This window comes from Methylomonas subterranea (assembly GCF_024505185.1).
Taxonomy (GTDB): domain Bacteria; phylum Pseudomonadota; class Gammaproteobacteria; order Methylococcales; family Methylomonadaceae; genus Methylomonas; species Methylomonas subterranea.
Genome location: NZ_JANIBJ010000007.1, coordinates 77,659 through 96,710, shown reverse-complemented (window position 1 = coordinate 96,710; position 19,052 = coordinate 77,659). Strand labels below are relative to the sequence as shown.

Genomic DNA, 19,052 nt, shown 5'->3' with positions numbered 1-19,052 from the left:
GGGTATGGCTTTAATGGTGGCGGTATTTTTGGCGGTATATCTAAAAATAAAATCTATGAAACACAGCAACAACGATGCTTTCAATGTATTTTGTGGTAGAGGTCGCAGCTTAGTGGGTTTTTTATTGTTCAATAGCGTTCAACGGGATTCATTGAAATGCGGGGGGCAACTGGGGGTAACATCCGATACCGCATGCCGCAACGCTCACAAAAGCGACAAAGCCAAAGACGGCAAGGCTTTCAAGCTATTCGACGAAAAAGGATTGTTCCTACTAGTCAAGCCCACCGAAAGCGGTTGGGGTAAGTGGTGGCGGTTTAAATACCGCTTCGACAACAAAGAAAAACAACTCTCGCTAGGCACCTATCCGGAAGTCAGCCTAGGCCAAGCCCGAGAAAAACGCGACGAAGCCCGAAAGCTGGTTGCCGCGATGATCGACCCCGGCGAAAACCGCAAAGCCGTCAAGGAAGCCCGCGCCGAGAGCGTAGCCAACAGCTTCGAAGTCATCGCCCGCGAATGGGGATCAAAAAAGGTTGAGACTTGGACCGAGAAGAACAACCGATCCAAGCGCATGCTCGAGCGAAACATATTCCCCTGGCTTGGTGATCGACCAATCTCGGAAATCCTGCCGAAAGACATCCTGGTTTGTCTTCGCCGCGTTGAAGAGCGCGGCACCATAGAAACCGCCCACCGTACCTTGCAAATCTGCGGCCAAGTATCCCGGTACGCCGTCACCACCGGTCGCGTCGACCGCGACATCACCCAAGACCTGAAAGGCGCGCTACCCCCAGCCAAGGACGAACACTTCGCCGCAATCACCGAACCCAAAGAAGTCGCCGAACTACTACGCGCGATCGACAGCTATCAAGGATCACTGCCGGCGGTTTGCGCCTTGAAACTGGCGCCGCTGTTTTTCGTCCGTCCGGGCGAATTTCGCGCCATGCAATGGCAAGACGTTAACCTTGAAACCGCCGAATGGCGTTACCTGGTCACTAAAACCAAAGTGCAACACATCGTACCGCTTGCGCGCCAGGCGGTTGCCATATTGGAAGAACTCAAACCGCTCACCGGTCACGGGCTTTATGTGTCAAACGGCTTTGAAAATTTTCCAGCAAAGAGCGTCGAGCGGAGTCGTTTTGATACGCGCAATCGTTTAACCCGCCGACCGCCTCAGCGCCACTTGAATACCATGAGCGTAATATCGTCGTTGAAGCGGGTTCTTTGGCAAAACTGCTTCAAGGCGGCGCTTATCGCTTCGATAATGGCTCCCGGCGGCAGATGCGAATTTTGCTGGAACACGCTTTTCACCCTCTGCAAGCCGAAGAATTCCCGCTGCGGATTTTCCGCTTCGGCCAAGCCGTCGGTATAAAACAGAATCACGTCCCCCGCCGCCAACGGCAGGGATTTTTCTTCAAATTCCACTTCTTGCCTGATACCGACTATCAAGCCGTCGGCATCCAGTTCCTTGAAGCGGTTTTGCGGGCGATTAAACAACAGCGGTGGCGGGTGGCCGGCATTGGCATAACGGATATGCTGCCCGGCCAGATCGACCTGCATGTAAAACAGAGTGATAAAGTAATCGGCGTTATTCAGATCGTTGAACAGAAATCTGTTCAATATTCCCAGGGCTTCCGCCGGGGTAACGGATTCATCGCGTTGCACGCGCAAGACGCTACGGGTTTCCACCATGAACAAGGCCGGCCCGATCGAATGGCCGGAAACGTCGGCAATCACGATATCCAGACAACTACCGTTGCGAAAAAAATAATCGTAATAATCGCCGCCCACTTTATCCGCCGGCACGCATAAACCGGCGATGGCAAACTCATCGGTTTCAATGGCTGCCGCGGGCGACAGGGTGGACTGAATCTGTTGCGCGATTCTGATCTCGTTTTGGGCAATCGCCAATTCGACCTCTGCCTGACGAATTTGCTGTTCCGCCGCCCGGCGCCCGGAAATATCGTGTATGAAACCGCTAAAAATATAGCTATCGCCAACTTTCAACGGCGACACGCTCAACTCGACCGGAAATTCGCTGCCATCGCGCCGGGCCGCCAGTTGCTCGGTCTGCCGATTCAAGATAGGCCCCTCTCCGCTGTTTAGAAAAGTCCGCATGCCCTGATGATATGCATGGTGATAGCGTTGCGGGATGATCAGTTGAACCAGCGGCCGGCCCATGGCTTCGGCGGCGGACCAGCCGAACATTTTTTCGGCGCGTCGATTCCAATCGGTAACGATGCCGTCGGCATCCATGATGACGATGGCATCCAGCGAACTTTCGATAATCAGACGGGTACGCCTTTCCGATTCGATCAGATCGTTCTGGAATTGCAGGCGCGCGGTGATATCCCTGTCCACGCCCCGCCATTTAAGCAGTTTGCCGCTGTCGTCAAACAACGGCAAACCGGTTGACTCGGTCAACACCAAATGACCGTCCCTGTGCCGATAATGATTGATCAAGGCACGAAAAGCATGTTGATTGCTGGAGTAACCGGTCTGGGTGGCTTTGTCCTGGGCGGTCAGCAGTTCCGTGTAATGCTTGCCTATGATTTGCTGCTGGGTAAAACCCAAAATCTGCTCGACCGCCGCGCTGCTATACAGGTAATAACCGGCCGGATCCTGCTCCCACAGCCATTCGCCGGACAATTCCGCCATTTGCCGGAAGCGCTGCTCGCTTTCGGACAAGGCCGACTCCACCGCCTTGCGATGAGTGATATCTTCCTCCACGGCCAAAAAATGCGTGATGTCGCCGGCCCGATTTTTTATCGCGCTAAGGCTTTCATAAACCCAATATTCCCGCCCATCCTTGGCTTTATTGCGCACTTCGCCTTGCCACTGGCCGGTCGCGAGCAGAGTGTCCCACAGACTTTGATACAACGCGGGCGGCATATGGCCGGATTGCAACATGTTCGGGTTTTGCCCGATCAACTCCTCCGCCGCATAGCCGGTGAGTTCGGTAAATTTCGGGTTGACGTATTCAATCCTGCCGTGCCGGTCGGTAATCATCATGGCACTGGCGCTTTGTTCAACCACCCGCCGCATCACAAATACATCGTCGCTGGATTTGATAGGCTGAATTTGCAGAATATAATCCGCGGGCCGCGCCGTGCGTTCGTGCCACGACAAAACCGACACCCATGCCGGAATACGGCGATGATCCGCGCTGATGACTTCCGCTTCGAAACGACTATCGATAAGGTTGTCGGGCTGGTTTGCCGCTTCCTCCCACCATGGCGACAGGCTGTTTTCGGCGAAAATCACGCTCAGCGGCCGACCGGCCAGCTCGGTTTCGCTGTACCCCAACAGTCTGCGCGCCGCTTCGTTGGCCTGCGCGATATAGGGCGCCCGGTCGCCGCCAGCGTATCTGACGATCAACAGATTGAATAGCGAGCCGTCGTCCGGGTTAAACATGGTCACTTTTTGGCGGGCTTCAGTCTTCGCCTTGCACCTTGGACTTTAAATGCTCGGCCAGCCTGCGCATGGCGGCGGAAGTATCGTCCGAGGCCAAATGCACATTGATGATGCTGGGCCGGTCTCGGCAAGCCAAAGACTGCAGCAAGGCGGATTCAAATTCCTGTTCGGTAGTCACATCGAAACCTTGCAGCGGCCCGAACAACTCGCCCAGGCGGTCGAAGCGCCAGCCGGCGATGTCGTTAAACGGTCCCTCAAGAATACAGCGCTCGGTACTGTAGCCGCGATTGTTAAACACTATGACGATGGAATCCAGCCCCAACCTGGCTTGGGTGGACAATTCGGTACCGGTCATTTGAAACGCGCCATCGCCCACCAGAATCAAGGCCCTATGTCCCGGCCGGGCCACCTGCGCGCCCAGCGCGGCCGGCACGGCAAAGCCCATGGTGGTGTAAAAACCGGAAGCCAGGAATTCGCTTTGGCCGTGCACCTGTAAATCGATGGCCGCGAACAGACAATCGCCCACGTCGCACACGACAATGATTTCAGGGCCGAGCGCCTGATTGATCCGCTCGATCAAGCGGCCGCAGGTGATGGCTTGGTCGGCCGAGGGAAAGGAACTGGCCGGCGCGCGGGCCGGCCGCGGCGGAATTGCCGCCTGGGCGGGTTTGACGGCCGCCACCAAGGCGCTCAAATAATCCGCCAGCGCCACCCGCGGATAGCGATGGGCGCTGACCACCACCTCATTGAGCGCAGCGCGTACCGTATGCCTGGGGTCGAGCTTGGCGGTGTATATACCGGTATCGACTTCATTGAGCGTCACCCCCAGCATCAATAATAAATCGGATTGCTCCACCACATAGCGGGTATGCTCCGAACTCATCGCGCCTTCGTAAATACCCAAATAGGCCGGATGCCGCTCTCCGATCACGGACTTGCCGGTCAAGGTGGCGGTTACCGGCAGATTGGCCCGTTCTATCAGTTCGACCAGCTGATTCTGTAAACCGCGCCTATGCAGTTCGATACCGGCCATGACCATGGGCGAAACCGATTTCCCCAGCAAAGCCAGGGTTTCCGCCACGGCTTCGGATAATGCGGCCGGGTCGCTAGCCAGCGGCTCATGCGCTTCCGTCGGCATCGGATAGCCTTCCCGCAACACCAGATCGCGGGGGATTTCGATATAAACCGGTTTACAGTGCCGACGGGCGGCGGCGATGACATGGTCTATCTGGCGAAAGGCGATAACCGGATCGTTGAGCACCGCCGTGGCGCAAGTGATGCGTTCAAAAATTTCCCGCTGGAAGTTGAACGGGCCGAAACGGTGATGGATCAACGGATCGTCGCGCTGTTCGCGCACACCGGGCGCGCCGCTGATCACAATGACCGGCGAGGATTCCGCGAAGGCGCCGGCCACCGCATTGACGGTATTCAAGGCTCCCACCCCATAAGTCACGGCCAGCGCCCCCAATCCCAGACAGCGGGCATAGCCGTCGGCGGCAAAGGCCGCGGTATCCTCGCGGGTGGTGCCGATATGCTGGATGGGGCTTTTATCCATCAAATCGTAAAAGCCCAGTACATAATCCCCAGGCACCCCAAACACATGCTTGACGCCGGCCGCGTATAAACGCTCGAGCAGGTATTGACCGATGCAATCGAACTTAACAGTATTCATAAGCAGTTATCCTGTAAAAAAAACGCTGGGTTTCAGGCCGTCCGCACGTTAGGGAGTCCTCTTTATTCGGTTTGCACAGTACATCCGATTGCCGTCCCCGGGCAAGCGATTTACCAAACCGACGATACATCGAAGAACGAATCCCGGCCGGCCTTGTCTCAATACGCAAGGCACGCCGCATAGAGCGCCGCCAACCGAATTGATTCAATATTTTTGGGATTGGTGCTAAGCTGCGATTTTAATGAGTTTAAATATTTATACCTACCATAAAAAAAATGAATTTCAACCTGGAAAAAATAAATAACTTTAGTGTGCTGACCATTCAAAACGAAAGAATAGATGCTCACAATTCGGCCGAATTAAAAGAATATCTTTTGGAAATAATAGAGAGCGGCGAAAATCAACTCATAGTGCAGCTAAAACAGGTTCGCTTTATTGATAGCTCGGGCCTGGGAGCCTTATTATTCGGCCATAAACAGTTGGCCGCCAAGTCCGGACGATTCATGCTGGCCAATATACAACCGCAAGTATTATCGATGTTTGAACTTACCCGTCTGACGCGGGTTTTTGAAATTTATGCCGACATAAACGAAGTACTCAGCAATCAGCCATAGAGATGCCTTATGTGTTCCTCCGTAATACAAGTTGACGTTATCGTTCCCTCCCATACCAAATATTTGGACTTGATCGGCAGCATAGGCGAACGCATCGTCAAGGAACTGGACGGCTACACGGGCGACCGGGAAGCGCTGGCCTATCAGTTAAACCTGGTATTAACCGAAGCAACAGCCAACGTCATCAAACACGCCAACGACGACCAACACAAGGACACGGTCCGCATCTCGATACACCTGCAACGGGATCAGTTAATCATTAAGGTTTACGACCACGGCCAAGGCTTCGATCTGGACAAAGTGCCGGCGCCTGATTTCGACCATCCCACGGAAGGCGGCATGGGACTGTTCTTTATCCGCTCGATGATGGATTCGGTGACCTACACCCGACAGACTGAATACAATGTATTGGAAATCATCAAAAACCTGTAACCCTCCGGCATTCGCCGACGGAAACGCAAAGCAGCCGTATTCAGTCAAATAACAACTATTAACCAACTAGCCTGAAAACCCAATTCTCGGCGGGAAGCAAACACATGCATAAACGGACACGATCATGGCCGGAAAACCTGAAGATATTCATTGAAAAAGCCTTGGGCAAACAGGACGGGCCGCCGTTATGGCAAAAATATCATGCCTTGTTTCCGCCGGATTACCGGAATCTGATTTCGCCGCGATTTGCCTTCAACGATATTCTGCAATTGGAGCGCTTGCTAAACTCCAATCGGCAAAGCGTTTCATTGGTCAAACCCTACGCCAACCACCCGTATTACCGGCTGCATTTCTACAGCCCGCGAGAACGTTATCTGGATGAGTTTATTCCGATACTGGAAAACCTGAATTTGCGGGTCATCGACCAAGTGCAATTCGGTTTTTCGATAGACGGCGTTCACGCCACCATCAAAAGCTTCACCATCAAGGCCGCAAGCAGCCAATGCCAACCCGTCAAGCTCATCAGACAGAGTCTGTTGGAAACCATACAGGCCGTGATGTCGGAACGGGTGGAAAACGACGCCCTCCACAAACTGGTCATTACCACCGCCATGGACTGGCAAGCCTGCGATGTGTTGCGCACCTATCGAAACTATTACCTGCAACTGGAACAGCGCACCACAAAAGACAGCATTCACCGGGCGCTGATCAATAACCCGCAAGTGGCAAAAGGCCTTTACGAATATTTCGAAGCCCGCTTCAGACCCCATCCCGACTGGCGGGATGCCCTGGTCAGGGAGGAACAGGTTTTGTTCCCGCTGCGCCTGCGCTTGCTGGAGGATATGGCCTCGGTGGCCCACATCAACGATGACCGTATCTTGCGCACCCTGTTCAATCTGATCGATGCCACGGTCAGGAGCAATTTTCATAAACGCAGACTATGCGACGATTACTTTATCGCCATCAAAATCAACAGCCTGGGCGTAATAGATATGCCGCCGCCCAAGCCGCAATATGAGATTTACGTGCACGGCGTCGATATGGAAGGGATACATTTACGCGGCGGCAAAGTGTCGCGCGGCGGCATTCGCTGGTCCGACCGCATCGACGACTTCAGAACCGAAATACTGGATCTGATGCAAACCCAAATCAGCAAAAATGCGCTGATTATTCCCACCGGCGCCAAGGGCGGCTTTGTGGTGAAAAATCACGGCGCTCCCCAGGACTTCAGGGCCGCCGGCAAAAACGCCTACATACGCCTGATGCGCGGTTTGCTGGATTTGACCGACAATTATCATGACGACAGCATCGTCAGCCCCGCCGGCATCGTGGTGCACGACGATCCGGACCCCTATCTGGTGGTGGCCGCCGACAAAGGCACCGCCAAGTTTTCCGATATCGCCAACGGCGTGGCGGCCGAATATCAATTTTGGCTGGGCGACGCCTTTGCCAGCGGTGGTTCGCGCGGCTACGACCACAAAGCGCTGGGCATCACCGCCCGCGGTGCCTGGAAATGCGTGCAAAGGCATTTCCGCGAGCTCGGCAAGGACATTCAGACGCAAGCTTTCACGGTGGTCGGCGTAGGCAGCATGGACGGCGACGTGTTCGGCAACGGCATGCTGCTGTCGCCCCACATCCGCCTGTTGGCGGCATTCAGCGGCCAGCATATTTTTCTCGACCCCAATCCAACCGCTTTGGACAGGGCGCTTGCGGAAAGGCAACGCCTGTTCGAACTGCCGGGATCCAGCTGGAACGATTATGATCGCGGCTTGATTTCCCGTGGCGGCGGAGTCTACGAACGGAGCGACAAGGACATTCCGGTTTCCGCCGAATTGAGACAATGGCTGGGCATACGCTACAAATCCATCGACGGCGACACGCTGATTCAATACTTGTTGAAGGCGCCGGTGGATTTGTTGTGGCTGGGCGGCATAGGCACCTATGTCAAGGCCGGCACGGAAAAATCGGAAGATGTCGGCGATCGCGGCAACGACAATGTGCGGGTGGACGCCTGCGAACTGGCCGCGCTGGTGGTGGGCGAAGGCGCCAACCTGGGCTTCACCCAGCCCGCCCGCATCGAATACGCATTGCGCGGCGGCCGCATCAATACCGACGCGGTCGACAATTCCGCCGGCGTCGATACTTCCGATCACGAAGTCAATTTAAAGATACTGCTGACCCGTTTGCACAAGAAAAACATAATCGAGGACTATCAAAGCCTGTTCATAGGCATGACCGAAGAAGTCTGCCAATTGGTATTGGCGGACAATTATGCGCAAAGCCTGTGCCTGTCGCTGGAGCAAAAACGCTGCGCGGAAAACCCGGCCGCATTCATGCAAGTAGCGGAGCGGCTGGAAGCCGCCGGCTTTTTGGACCGGGCCGTGGAATCCTTCCCGCGAACCGGCGAAATTCAAGCCCGGCCCGGCCAGATGCTTACCCGTCCGGAGCTGGCGGTATTGATATCCGCCAGCAAAATGTACTTGACCGGACAAATCCAAAATCACACCGACATATTGCATGACGGTTGCTGCGGCGCTTATTTACAAGCTTATTTTCCGGAATCCTTCGTAGAACAATATCAACAATATCTTTGCACCCATCCGCTGGCCAATGAAATCAAATCCACCGTGATAAGCAACTATATCGTCAATCAAGCCGGCTGCGCTTTTCTGAGCCATTATGAAGACATAGAGAACGGCAGCATTTTGGCCTTTGTGAAAAGTTATTTGACCTTCGACAGCGTCCTGCGGGCCCACGACCTCAGAAAAGCCATTTATGCCTTGGACAATACGGTGGAGGCCAATCTGCAATATCAATTATTACTGCAAATAGAAAATACCCTGACCGAGTTTTCCGATTGGACCGTCCTGCATAAAAAAAATATTTGTCCCGATTCGGAAACCATAAACAGCTATGGCGCTTATTTAAAACTCTACAAAGACTATTTAAACCGGCCAATCGGCGAAGCCCCGGCGGAACAACCGAACAGTGCGGAACCGAATCGAATACCCGCCGAATTGACCGAAAAACTGGCAACGATAAATCGCCTGAAAGATTTCCCTTTCATGGTTTCCCTGGTGGTCGGCAATCAGCGGGATCTGCTCGTCATATTGAGCTTATTGACCGACATCAGCCAAACCTTCGGCTTAAATCACATTGAACAACAACTCGGCGAAGTACCCCATCGCGACTACTGGGTAAAATCCGTTTGTAACTCTCTCCGCGCGGACATTCACCGCTTTAGCGCCGACTTGGTCGGCAAAATGTTGCTCAGGCAGTCGGCGGACTGCGCCGATTACATCGCCAAGCATATCGATAAAACTCAACTAAAGTATTACCGTAAAATTTATCTGGAAAATCAGAAACTGACCCCCTTGAACCTGCTGGCCTATGTCACCTTGATCAGAGCATTCGGCAATCTGCTGGAGCCGGCGGCATAAAATTACAGCCGCGGGCCCGACAGGCCCGCATTGATTTTCGGCGGCGCACCGACTTGGAACTTCCGCCAAACAGCCGGGCTTAAGCGTCAATGTCGTGTGGCAAACCCGACAAGCCCCCAGCTGAATACAGATACCCCCTTGATTGTATGAATGTTTTTGCTGGCACACGGCTTGCTTTTCCGTTTATCGGGAGCGCCGAACGGGCCTGAAATGCCATCGGCGCAAATCCCATTCAATCGACAACTTCCGGAACAGAACCATGCCAGCCACTTTTGAGCTTAAAACCAACGCTGAAAAGCAGTATTTTTTTAATTTCCTTGACGGTAAGGGCGAACTCATCCTGATGAGCGGCGATTACGACAACAAGGAAGCCGCCATGCGGGACATCAAGGAAGTAAGAACCGGCTCGTTAATGAGTAATCAGATAGCCGCCGGCAAGGTGGCGGAGGGCGATACGTTTTTCGTCATCAAGGATGCCGCCGGCAACATCATTGTCAAAAGCGTTTTATACAATTCAAACATGGTGTTCGACAACGCCCTGCACGCGGTCAAGGATAATGCCTGCGTGGCGGAAATCGTCGATCTAACGGTGTAGAAACCGGATGGGCATTGAACTCAAAATAGCGCGGGAATTGGCCACGGTTTGCGTCACGTCCGGCGAATTGGCCGCCATCGAAAAGCTGCTGAAGGCCGAACTGAAAAAGCCGGCCTTTGTCGAGCAATTCGACAAGATGGCCAGCGCTATCGACGAATGCTACCGGCTCACGCTGGAGAATATGCGGCCCTTGCTGGAGATTGCCGCCGAGGCCGACTTCAACGACAGATTCGACGCCATCCACGCCGATTTCAAAGCCACGTATCTCGGCATTACCAATCGGCCGCGGGTGGCATCCGACCAAGCCTATCTTGACTACATGACCCTGCGCGAATTCAAGGAAACCCAGACCGCCTACCCGCTGCTGAAACGCACTTTCGAGCGCCTGGACGAATTTATCGACAAATGGATCACCAACGATGCCTGGCTGGCGATGACCATCGAAAATCTGATCAAAATGCTGCACCGTTTTTTAAACGAAGTAGCCGAGTTCAAACAAAAGGACCCGGCCGACGCATTTGCCCTGTATCAAGTGGCAATGAATGCCATGCGGCCTTTTCTGAGCGTGCTTGAAAAGCGCCGGAGCAGTTTGGAAAAGGGTTGAATGGGTTACTCTGAAAGTCACGTGTCAACCGCCCAAAAACTAACGACATAACGCCGTTGACTTTCATATGCCGGGGCGATGCCGAGCCTTCATGAACGTTACTCTGAAAGTAAAAAATCGAGCGGGTACGGTTGCTTGTTGGACAGGCGTCGGCAGCAAGGATGCTGCCGTCGAGCCTACACGGACGTATTTACGGCGTCCTGTCCGGCGAGGAACCGTGCCCAGCTGCACTACTTTCATTTGCCGGGGCGATGCCCAGTCTTCATGAGCGTTACTATATTCTTTCAATGTCACGCGATCCATGAAGAATCCGGGCCCTCGACGATGTCCGGTATTTCACCCCTCTCCGCCGATTTCCGCAGTGCATTGCCCCATATCGCGACATGCCGGGTCGTGATGCGGCGGACGCTATTGTCCTTGGCCCATTCCCCGGCAATGGCGATGCCCAAACGGCGCAATTTGGCCTCTGTTTCGAGTCTGATGCCGGGATCGGTAATATTGGCCGCCAAATCGCCGCTGATTTGGTTCCAGCCGCTCGAATACAGTTCCCGGCCCAGGTAAAAGCACTCAATCCAGTTCAGGTATTGCTCCAAGTTTTGCAACTCGGCATTGTTGCGGTCTTGTTCATAATGACCGACAAACCCGGCTTGCGGCGGCAAGGTTTCCGGCCATGCGGCTTGTCGGGCGATTTCCGCCGCACAGCCGGATAACAAGCCAATCGCCAGATAAATTAGAACGCGGATTTTCATTGCATGGCTTCCGGTGCGAAATAGAAAGCCCGGATTTTAGGCACGCGGCCGTGACAGAACGATTAAGGTCCGGTTACCAAAATTTCACGCCGACGAGAAGACTTTGGCTCAAAACAGCTCGAAGCGGGCCAGATAGCCGAAGTGGTCGGAAACGCTAGGGTAAAAGGCGTCGTTGAAAATCGGCGTCATTTCGCGGACCCGCAACGGGTGACCGTTGCGTTTGAAGATGTAATCGATGCGCCGGGGCGGACTGTGGCGCCAGCCGTCGATCTGGCCGCGAAAGGTCGGTTCGTAAAACCGCCGGGGATGCAGTTCGTGATATTGGTCGACATATTCGCCGTTGCCGACGATATGCCGATAGGCGTGATCGCCGGCCGGCGCATTGAAATCGCCGACCATCAAATCTCCCCGGACACCGAAATGCCGGCGGGAGGCGATGAGTTGTGTCAAACGGCCGTATTCCTGGTAAAAGCCGTGGTGCGCCCAACTCAAATGAACATTGGCTATATGCAGCAAACCGAACCACGGCAAGTCGATGCAACTGACGGTGATATTGCGCGACATGTAATTGTCCTTGCCGCTATCGTTTGACACGTAAGCCGAATAATTATGGTGCATGGGGTGGCGGCTGAGGATGGCCGTGCCTTCGCGCCAATGCTGAAAACCGATGTGGCTCCAGTCTTGATGAATATGGAACCAATGCCCCCATTCCCGCAAACGCCGGCAAATCCGGAACGCCATGTTAGACGGTTCCTCGCCATACGGCTGGGTCATCGGATCGTGCCTATATTCGCCGACCTCCTGAAAACAAATCACGTCTATGCCTTGCTGGGCAACGGCTTCGGCGATGATATGCACCTCGCGTTCGTGCAAGTGCATGGTTTCAAAACAGTTGTGGCTCGGATGCTGCTGGTAGGTGTGCAGATTGAGCGTTAACAGTGAAAACGCCATGATACCGGCCAGGGTTTATGCTTGCGGTTAACCCAGTTTGGCGAATTCCGCTTGCAGGGTAGCCAGAAAGCTTTCCCGCGCGACTTGGGCGATACCCATTTGTTGCTGCAAGCGTTGGATTTCAGCGTCGACAATTTGCAGATTGGTCAATTGCGCCTTGGCAATATCGCTGAGACTGTCAATGGGATGGGTTTTATCGCCTATGGTCAGAGTGGGAGTTTGGCTGTTTGCGTCGCTCATCGGGTGGTTCCGGAATAAATAATAAAGTGTCGGGCCGGCAACGGCGCCGAACCCTTTGCCAGTTTAACCGGCAAATGTTACAGATTTATTAGAGACGGCAAGTTCATGCGGCTTGCCTTTGTCATCATTCGGTCACATGGCCGGCGTATTCTCCCATGCATCCTTTTCTTCCGGTATGACGGCGCTTTTCCAATCATGCACTATTCGGCAACCGTAAACGGCCGCCAGCTTCGCTTCGCCGATTTGCGCATTCTGATGGGCAAGGCTTCGCCCAAACGGGCGGCCGACGAATTGGCCGGACTGGCGGCGGAATCCGAAGTCGAGCGGGCCGTGGCCCAGCAGATTCTGGCCGAGGTGCCGTTGACGACCTTCCTGGAACAGCCCCTGATTGCGCCGGAGCACGACGAGGTCAGCCGTCTGATACTGGAACGCCACGACCCGGCCGCCTTTGCGCCACTGGCATCGCTGTCGGTCGGCGAATTCCGCGACCGCCTGCTGGCCGATGGCGGCGACCTGTCGGCCTTGGCCGCCGGCTTGACGCCGGAAATGGTCGCGGCGGTCAGCAAGATCATGCGCAACCAGGACTTGATCGCCGTGGCCCGGCGCTGTCGGGTGATCAGCCGCTTTCGAAATACGCTGGGCTTGGACGGGCGCCTGTCTACCCGCCTGCAGCCGAATCATCCGACCGACGACCCGCGCGGCATCGCCGCCAGCATCATAGACGGTTTGCTTTACGGCAGCGGCGACGCGGTGATCGGCATCAATCCGGCCACCGATAATCTGCACAATGTGCGGACTTTGCTGGAGTTGCTCGACGACGTGATCCGCCGTTACCAAATTCCCACCCAATCCTGCGTGCTGTGCCACGTCACCACTGCCATGGAGTTGATGCAACGCGGCGCGCCGGTCGATTTGGTGTTCCAATCCATCGCCGGCACCGAAGCAGCCAACCGCGGCTTCGGCATCGATTTGGCGCTGCTGCGCGAAGCCAAAGCCATGGCCGAAGCGCTGAAGCGCGGCGAGGTCGGCAATCAGGTCATGTATTTCGAAACCGGCCAGGGCAGCGCGCTGTCGGCCAATGCCCACCACGGCGTCGACGCCCAAACCTGCGAAGCGCGGGCCTATGCGGTGGCGCGCGAATTCTCGCCCTTGCTGGTCAATACCGTAGTCGGTTTCATCGGCCCGGAATATCTGTATGACGGCAAACAAATCCTCCGCGCCGGCCTGGAAGACCATTTCTGCGGCAAATTGCTCGGCCTGCCGATGGGCTGCGACGTCTGCTACACCAACCACGCCGAAGCCGATCAGAACGATATGGATAATCTGCTGACCCTGCTCGGCGTCGCCGGCTGCAACTTCATCATGGGCATACCGGGTGCCGACGACGTGATGCTGGCTTACCAAAGTACCTCGTTTCACGACGCCTTGTATCTGCGCCAGGTGCTGGGCTTACGGCCTGCGCCGGAATTCGAAAGCTGGCTGGAACGCATGGGCATTTTCGACGGCGATAACCGTTTATCCGCCAATTCGGCTAAAACCCAGTTGTTGGGCCGGCTGTCGACGTTGATCCAATAATGGCGCCGCGCGACCCCTGGTTCGAACTCAGGCGTTACACCCAGGCCCGCATTGGCCAGGGCCGGGCCGGCTGCGCCACGCCGACCCAGCCCCAACTGGAATTTCAATTGGCCCATGCCATGGCGCGGGATGCGGTGCATCAAGCCTGGTCGGTCGAGCATTTTGCCCAAGTGCTGGCGGCGAAGACTTGGCAAAGCTTGGCATTGGCAACTCCCATCCTCAACCGACGGCACTATCTACAGCGGCCGGATCTGGGGCGGATACTGGCGCCGGCCAGCCGCGACACCCTGCAAGCGCTGGAAGTGCCCGCGCCGGATGTGGCGCTGGTGGTGAGCAACGGTCTGTCGTCGACCGCTGTCGAAACGCACGGCTTGCCGCTATTGGCTGCCGTGATAGAGGCATATGCGGAATGCGCGTTAAGCATAAGCCCTATCTGTCTGGTAGCGAACGCGCGGGTCGCCGTCGCCGACGAGATTGGCGCGCTGCTGGGCGCAAAAGCCTCGGTCATTATCGTCGGCGAACGCCCCGGCCTGAGCGCGGCGGACAGCCTGGGGATTTATTTGACCCACGCCCCGCAACCGGGCCGCACCGACGCCGAACGCAATTGCCTGTCCAACATTCGCCCGCCCGCCGGCATGAGTTACACCGCCGCGGCCGCCAAATTGGCCTATTTGACCCGCCAAGCCCTGCAGCGGCAACTGTCCGGCGTGGCCTTAAAAGACGACATGCGGGAAGGGGCCGTTCCAAGTGACGGCGAACCAATGCTGAACGCGCGTTAAGTCAGCCGCATGGCATCAACCCGACCGGCGCTTTCTACGCTGCCACCACGCCGGAAACAAGCTGGCCGTGGCCATCAACAGCAACGCAATCACGGTATGCCAATCGAACAATTCCGCAGTAGAGCGAATTTGCTCCAATTGTTCGCCGCCGTTGGCATAAATCAACGAAGCCGGCAGTACACCGAACAGAGTACTGAGCAGATAATCCTTGAACGACAAGCGCGACAGGCCGGCCAGGATGTTGATCAGAAAATACGGCACCACCATGACGATGCGCAGACCGAGAAAATAGTAAAAGCCGTTGCGCTCGATTTCGTGTTCCACGGCTTCCAGACGGGCATAAAACAATTGCTCGAATCGGCTTCTGAAAGCATGGCGGCTCAGCCAGAAGCCGATCAGACAAGCCAGTAAAGTGGCACCGACGTTATAAGCCGCGCCGGCATAAAAACCGAAAAAATAGCCCGAGAGGATTTTCATCACCGCCGCCAAGGGCAGCGGAGAATTGATAAAAATCACGCACAGCATGAAAAACACACCGACCGAAAACGCATAGTGGCTTTCGATAAACAGGGCAAGCGCTTGCCTGTGCGCCTGAATGTCGTTCAAGCCGGGAGCGCCCGCAAAGCTGTAAACGGCAACGCCGAACAGCACCAGCAGCAACAATAAAAGCGTGTGTTTCGTATGCATGCGTAAAGACCGCTGAAATCAGATATGAATCAATATCCGTTTTTAGGTTGGCGCTATAGTTTCCCGGCCCGCGCGGTAACGCCTTGGTGACTGGTTTTTTGTTACGGGCGGAGACGTACTCTGTGGACTTTGCCGCATTTTTTCATATTGGCATCGGCGGCCATAGCTAAAAACAGCCGATTTACTCCCCGTCCATGATGCTGTCGAAAAGCTCCCTGCCCTCGCGAAAGAGCTATGCAACAAACGGCAACCTACCGCGCTTCGGAGGAGGTTTTTGCGGCAAACTCGCCCGCGCTGATCTGGTCTTGATACTCCTGCGCGATGTTTTGTACCTCCACGCTGTGAAATTGCAGCAAGGGTTCGTCCTGCAACAGCCCGGCGAATCGCCCCTTGTTTTGATAACGCTCCAGCAACTCTTGCGCCGACCGCAACAGCTTGACGTTATGCTGGCCGCAGCTTTGCAATTGCTGCTCGGTTTCCCGCTGCTTGGCTTGCAAGGCAGCCAAATCATTTTCCAGCGCGGCCTTGGCGTTGCTGGTTTGGGTATATCTATCGGAAACATCCCGCAAGCGGCTTTCGGTACTTTCCAGGCGATTGCGCACCGCGTCGGCGCTGTTTTTCCGCGCCGCCAATTCGCTGCCCAGACTGTCCTTGGCGGCCAACGCGGCGGCCTTGTCCTTTTTCAGTTGTTCCAGTTCGCCCGCCATGGCGGCGGCTTCGGTTTTGGCCGCATCCCGCTCCGCCGTCAGGCTTTTGACCATGGCTTGCAGCTTCAACACGGCGCCGTTATTGGCGCCGGCGTCGCGCGGTACCGCCCGGCTCTCGGCCGGCAGCATTGCAACAGCCACCGCCAAAACATGGACCAGCGCGATTGCGGACACTTTACGCGAGATTACCGGCATACACACCTCCATTAAAATCGGGTATTGATGTCGACTTGCAACACATCGACGCCATAGGGAGGTCCGGTAATCACGTCGGCGGTCAGCCAGCGTCCGGTCAGCCAGACGTTTTTCATCAAACCGTAGTTGCCGCCGATGAACCAGCCCTTGTTATTGGTGCCACCGAGATGGAAGTCGGAGTCGTTCAAACCGTCCAGCACCGCATCGCGCTCGACATATTTATAGGCGGCGAAAACATTCCAGTGGCCCGGCCGTTCCGCCACCTGCCAACCGTAATCGAGCCTGAGTTGCCAGGCACTGGTCTGGTCGTCAACCGTAGAACCGAACAAGCGGCTAACCTCGGCGCTGTTGAAGCCGATATTTTTGGCGTAATCGCCGCTGAGCCTTACGTGATAAGGCGCCATGGCCGCAAAGTCGTACGAGGCATTGATATTGACAATGTTGTAATCGGACGCCAGACCCAGCATGCCCGGCAAACCGGTTTGCGAAGCGGGGTCGACGCTATTGCCTTCCCTACAGATGGTGGCCAGGGTATTGCCGCCCTGCACGAAGTCCGGCCGCGAGGCATTATTGGCGAAGTCGTTCAGATCGCAGGTGAAAGGGTCCTGCGTATTGGGTTTGACTTGCACATTCACGTAATCGTAATAGGCGACGCCGACTTTGAAGTTGTCCTGATTATCGAAGCCCCAATCCAGACCGGCCTGACCGCCGAACAACCATTTATCGCTGCTACGGGCGGATTCCTGCAACGGAAACGCTCCGGCCGTGAAGAACAGCGAGCGCGGTGGTTCGCCGGCGTTGCTCAAACCGCCGCCTTGCAAATTGTGGTAATAGGTGGCCGCCGCCCCTTCAAACGACAGATCGGTGTCCCAGACCATCTCGCTACCGCCGGTGAACTCGCCGCCGCCGGTATAAAAAGGATTGGCGATGCGGCCGCCCTTCACGCTCAGCCATTTGAATTTATGCTCGTCGACGGCCTCGTATTTCAGATAAGCCCTGTCCACGGCGAATTCGTATTTTTGGCCGGTAAAGCCCAGGGTTTGGTTGGTGGACACCGGGTCGCGCTGGTTACCGGTTGCCAGACGCACACCGGCGGAAACGCTGTCGGTGATTTGCGCATCTATCCCCAGTCGCAAGCGCTGGCGAAATTGCTGCCTGTCGTCGCTGGTGTTGACGGCCGCGTCAATGCCGGCCGCCTGTACCCCGCCGGCATCGTTGATGGCCATCACATCCGGATAGAACAAGGCGGTGTTGGGCCCGGAGATATTGTTTTCCGCCATGAAATCGTGCTGCGAACGCAAGCGCAAATCGCCGGACAGCTTGAACTTGCGGGTCCATTCCGGCAGCGCGTTCGGCAGGCCCCATTGCTCGTTCTTGGCCTTGGCCATCACATCGCCGACCACTTCCTCGCGCAACTCGCTCCGAACTTGTTGGCGAATCTCATCCTTGACAAAATCCGGCACATAGGCCACCCGTACCTCGTCGGCGGGCACGACTCCCTGGGCCGCCGCTTCCGCCTTGGCGACAGCCGCCTGCTGTTCGGCGTCGGCTTCCGCCTGCTTGATCATTTCGTCCGCCATTTTGTCGGTGATGACGCCTTGTTTGACCAATTGTCTGATCAAGTTGGTGGTGGTGTTACGCAGCTTGAGCAACTCTTCCTTTTCGCCGGCGTGCGCCACACCGACCAGCCCTGAAATAGCCAGGGCCAGCAGCCATTTTTGATGGTTCATGGGTATACCTAAAGTTTTAAACGCGTGATGTAATTTTCAATTTAATCGGCAATTTCATACCGGGCGGCGGTGCCTCGTTGACCCGCTTGTATTTGTTCAGGGCTATTTCCAGCAGTTGATCGATTTCCGCGTCGTTGCTGCCGCGCGACAATTCGAACCGGTCGACGGAACCATCCGGCCGCAACCACAGCTTGACGACGGCGGTATAGCCCTTGCGGCGCAATTGCTCGTAGTTACTCAACAGGTTGACAATGTCGTTCTTGATGATGCCGCCGTACCAGGCAAACGGATTGCCGCCGCCGAACAGGCCGGTACCGCCCTTGCGCGCGGCCAAGCCGAAGCCGTCCGATCCCGCGCTGCCGTCGGCATCCAGCCCCAAATCCCTGGCCGGCGCCTCGTCCGGCATCGGCTCGGGCTCCGGCTCGGGTTCCGGCTCCTTGATTTTTTCCATCTCCGGTTCCGGCGGCGGCGGTTCCACCTTGGGCGGCGGCGGGGGCGGCGGGGGCGGAGCCACCAAGGTCACCGGCTGAATCTTGCGTTGCGGTTTTTCCTGCTGATTCTCGAGAAAATGCATCACCATCTTGACGAAAAAAAACAGCACGATCAGCGCAATGACTCCACCGATAATCTTGGGCACATAGACCCGAAAATGTTTCTTGCCGTGTTCTGTCATG

16 protein-coding genes and 1 pseudogene are annotated in these 19,052 nt (G+C 55.8%); 8 read left to right on the top strand and 9 right to left on the bottom strand.

The features are described 5' to 3' along the window. Positions 1–4: 4 nt before the first annotated feature. Positions 5–1,042 (top strand): annotated as a pseudogene (locus NP590_RS05395) (tyrosine-type recombinase/integrase); the annotation flags it as partial. Positions 1,043–1,167: 125 nt separating this feature from the next. On the opposite strand, the gene NP590_RS05390 reads toward NP590_RS05395, so the two are convergent. Beyond that, the gene (locus NP590_RS05390; RefSeq protein WP_256601266.1) at positions 1,168–3,408 is read right to left on the bottom strand and encodes a PAS domain S-box protein; all 2,241 of its coding nucleotides are present in this window, start codon (positions 3,406–3,408) and stop codon (positions 1,168–1,170) included. A 19-nt stretch (positions 3,409–3,427) separates the two neighbouring features. Further along, the gene (locus NP590_RS05385) at positions 3,428–5,080 is read right to left on the bottom strand and encodes an alpha-keto acid decarboxylase family protein (protein ID WP_256601237.1); all 1,653 of its coding nucleotides are present in this window, start codon (positions 5,078–5,080) and stop codon (positions 3,428–3,430) included. Between the two features lie 275 nt (positions 5,081–5,355). On the opposite strand from NP590_RS05385, the gene NP590_RS05380 reads away from it, so the two are divergent. The 5 genes from NP590_RS05380 to NP590_RS05360 all read left to right on the top strand — a co-directional run bounded on the left by NP590_RS05380 (position 5,356) and on the right by NP590_RS05360 (position 10,765). After that, positions 5,356–5,694 carry an STAS domain-containing protein gene (locus NP590_RS05380; RefSeq protein WP_256601236.1) on the top strand — a complete coding sequence of 113 codons (339 nt, stop codon included), beginning with the start codon at positions 5,356–5,358 and terminating at the stop codon, positions 5,692–5,694. A gap of 9 nt (positions 5,695–5,703) precedes the next feature. Further along, on the top strand, positions 5,704–6,126 hold the full coding sequence (locus NP590_RS05375) for an ATP-binding protein (RefSeq protein WP_256601235.1): 423 nt from the start codon (positions 5,704–5,706) through the stop codon (positions 6,124–6,126). A 104-nt stretch (positions 6,127–6,230) separates the two neighbouring features. Next, positions 6,231–9,566 carry an NAD-glutamate dehydrogenase domain-containing protein gene (locus NP590_RS05370; protein ID WP_256601234.1) on the top strand — a complete coding sequence of 1,112 codons (3,336 nt, stop codon included), beginning with the start codon at positions 6,231–6,233 and terminating at the stop codon, positions 9,564–9,566. A 259-nt stretch (positions 9,567–9,825) separates the two neighbouring features. Beyond that, positions 9,826–10,161, top strand: coding sequence for a DUF1508 domain-containing protein (locus NP590_RS05365; RefSeq protein WP_256601233.1), 336 nt, complete (start codon positions 9,826–9,828; stop codon positions 10,159–10,161). A gap of 7 nt (positions 10,162–10,168) precedes the next feature. Further along, a complete protein-coding gene (locus NP590_RS05360; protein ID WP_256601232.1) occupies positions 10,169–10,765 on the top strand; it encodes a hypothetical protein in 597 nt (198 codons plus the stop codon). A gap of 290 nt (positions 10,766–11,055) precedes the next feature. On the opposite strand, the gene NP590_RS05355 is transcribed toward NP590_RS05360, so the two are convergent. From NP590_RS05355 to NP590_RS05345, 3 genes are all read right to left on the bottom strand, one after another. After that, the gene (locus NP590_RS05355) at positions 11,056–11,514 is read right to left on the bottom strand and encodes a hypothetical protein (RefSeq protein ID WP_256601231.1); all 459 of its coding nucleotides are present in this window, start codon (positions 11,512–11,514) and stop codon (positions 11,056–11,058) included. Between the two features lie 108 nt (positions 11,515–11,622). Next, positions 11,623–12,465 (bottom strand): endonuclease/exonuclease/phosphatase family protein, encoded by an 843-nt coding sequence (locus NP590_RS05350; protein ID WP_256601230.1) that lies wholly within the window; start codon positions 12,463–12,465, stop codon positions 11,623–11,625. A gap of 27 nt (positions 12,466–12,492) precedes the next feature. After that, a complete protein-coding gene (locus NP590_RS05345; RefSeq protein WP_256601229.1) occupies positions 12,493–12,705 on the bottom strand; it encodes a DUF6447 family protein in 213 nt (70 codons plus the stop codon). 195 nt (positions 12,706–12,900) lie between these two features. Between NP590_RS05345 and NP590_RS05340 the strand changes: the two genes are divergently transcribed. Beyond that, positions 12,901–14,280, top strand: a complete 1,380-nt coding sequence (locus NP590_RS05340) for an ethanolamine ammonia-lyase subunit EutB (RefSeq protein WP_256601228.1) — start codon at positions 12,901–12,903, stop codon at positions 14,278–14,280. Further along, a complete protein-coding gene (eutC, locus tag NP590_RS05335) occupies positions 14,280–15,059 on the top strand; it encodes an ethanolamine ammonia-lyase subunit EutC (RefSeq protein ID WP_256601227.1) in 780 nt (259 codons plus the stop codon). The genes NP590_RS05340 and eutC overlap by 1 nt, the downstream gene beginning before the upstream one ends. Before the next feature lie 15 nt (positions 15,060–15,074). Here eutC and NP590_RS05330 read toward each other — a convergent pair whose 3' ends face one another. From NP590_RS05330 to NP590_RS05315, 4 genes are all read right to left on the bottom strand, one after another. Then, positions 15,075–15,746: a TVP38/TMEM64 family protein gene (locus tag NP590_RS05330; protein WP_256601226.1), complete on the bottom strand. Its 672-nt coding sequence runs from the start codon at positions 15,744–15,746 to the stop codon at positions 15,075–15,077. 251 nt (positions 15,747–15,997) lie between these two features. Beyond that, on the bottom strand, positions 15,998–16,648 hold the full coding sequence (locus tag NP590_RS05325; RefSeq protein WP_256601225.1) for a hypothetical protein: 651 nt from the start codon (positions 16,646–16,648) through the stop codon (positions 15,998–16,000). Between the two features lie 11 nt (positions 16,649–16,659). Then, positions 16,660–18,378, bottom strand: a complete 1,719-nt coding sequence (locus NP590_RS05320; RefSeq protein ID WP_256601224.1) for a putative porin — start codon at positions 18,376–18,378, stop codon at positions 16,660–16,662. A gap of 16 nt (positions 18,379–18,394) precedes the next feature. Continuing rightward, positions 18,395–19,051: a TonB C-terminal domain-containing protein gene (locus tag NP590_RS05315; protein WP_256601223.1), complete on the bottom strand. Its 657-nt coding sequence runs from the start codon at positions 19,049–19,051 to the stop codon at positions 18,395–18,397. Position 19,052: the final 1 nt, after the last annotated feature.

Bases quoted from the DNA above. Each gene is read 5' to 3' on its own strand.
- NP590_RS05390 (WP_256601266.1), bottom strand. From the start codon at position 3,408: ATGTTTAACCCGGACGACGGCTCGCTATTCAATCTGTTGATCGTCAGA.
- NP590_RS05385 (WP_256601237.1), bottom strand. From the start codon at position 5,080: ATGAATACTGTTAAGTTCGATTGCATCGGTCAATACCTGCTCGAGCGT.
- NP590_RS05380 (WP_256601236.1), top strand. From the start codon at position 5,356: ATGAATTTCAACCTGGAAAAAATAAATAACTTTAGTGTGCTGACCATT.
- NP590_RS05375 (WP_256601235.1), top strand. From the start codon at position 5,704: ATGTGTTCCTCCGTAATACAAGTTGACGTTATCGTTCCCTCCCATACC.
- NP590_RS05370 (WP_256601234.1), top strand. From the start codon at position 6,231: ATGCATAAACGGACACGATCATGGCCGGAAAACCTGAAGATATTCATT.
- NP590_RS05365 (WP_256601233.1), top strand. From the start codon at position 9,826: ATGCCAGCCACTTTTGAGCTTAAAACCAACGCTGAAAAGCAGTATTTT.
- NP590_RS05360 (WP_256601232.1), top strand. From the start codon at position 10,169: ATGGGCATTGAACTCAAAATAGCGCGGGAATTGGCCACGGTTTGCGTC.
- NP590_RS05355 (WP_256601231.1), bottom strand. From the start codon at position 11,514: ATGAAAATCCGCGTTCTAATTTATCTGGCGATTGGCTTGTTATCCGGC.
- NP590_RS05350 (WP_256601230.1), bottom strand. From the start codon at position 12,465: ATGGCGTTTTCACTGTTAACGCTCAATCTGCACACCTACCAGCAGCAT.
- NP590_RS05345 (WP_256601229.1), bottom strand. From the start codon at position 12,705: ATGAGCGACGCAAACAGCCAAACTCCCACTCTGACCATAGGCGATAAA.
- NP590_RS05340 (WP_256601228.1), top strand. From the start codon at position 12,901: ATGCACTATTCGGCAACCGTAAACGGCCGCCAGCTTCGCTTCGCCGAT.
- eutC (WP_256601227.1), top strand. From the start codon at position 14,280: ATGGCGCCGCGCGACCCCTGGTTCGAACTCAGGCGTTACACCCAGGCC.
- NP590_RS05330 (WP_256601226.1), bottom strand. From the start codon at position 15,746: ATGCATACGAAACACACGCTTTTATTGTTGCTGCTGGTGCTGTTCGGC.
- NP590_RS05325 (WP_256601225.1), bottom strand. From the start codon at position 16,648: ATGCCGGTAATCTCGCGTAAAGTGTCCGCAATCGCGCTGGTCCATGTT.
- NP590_RS05320 (WP_256601224.1), bottom strand. From the start codon at position 18,378: ATGAACCATCAAAAATGGCTGCTGGCCCTGGCTATTTCAGGGCTGGTC.
- NP590_RS05315 (WP_256601223.1), bottom strand. From the start codon at position 19,051: ATGACAGAACACGGCAAGAAACATTTTCGGGTCTATGTGCCCAAGATT.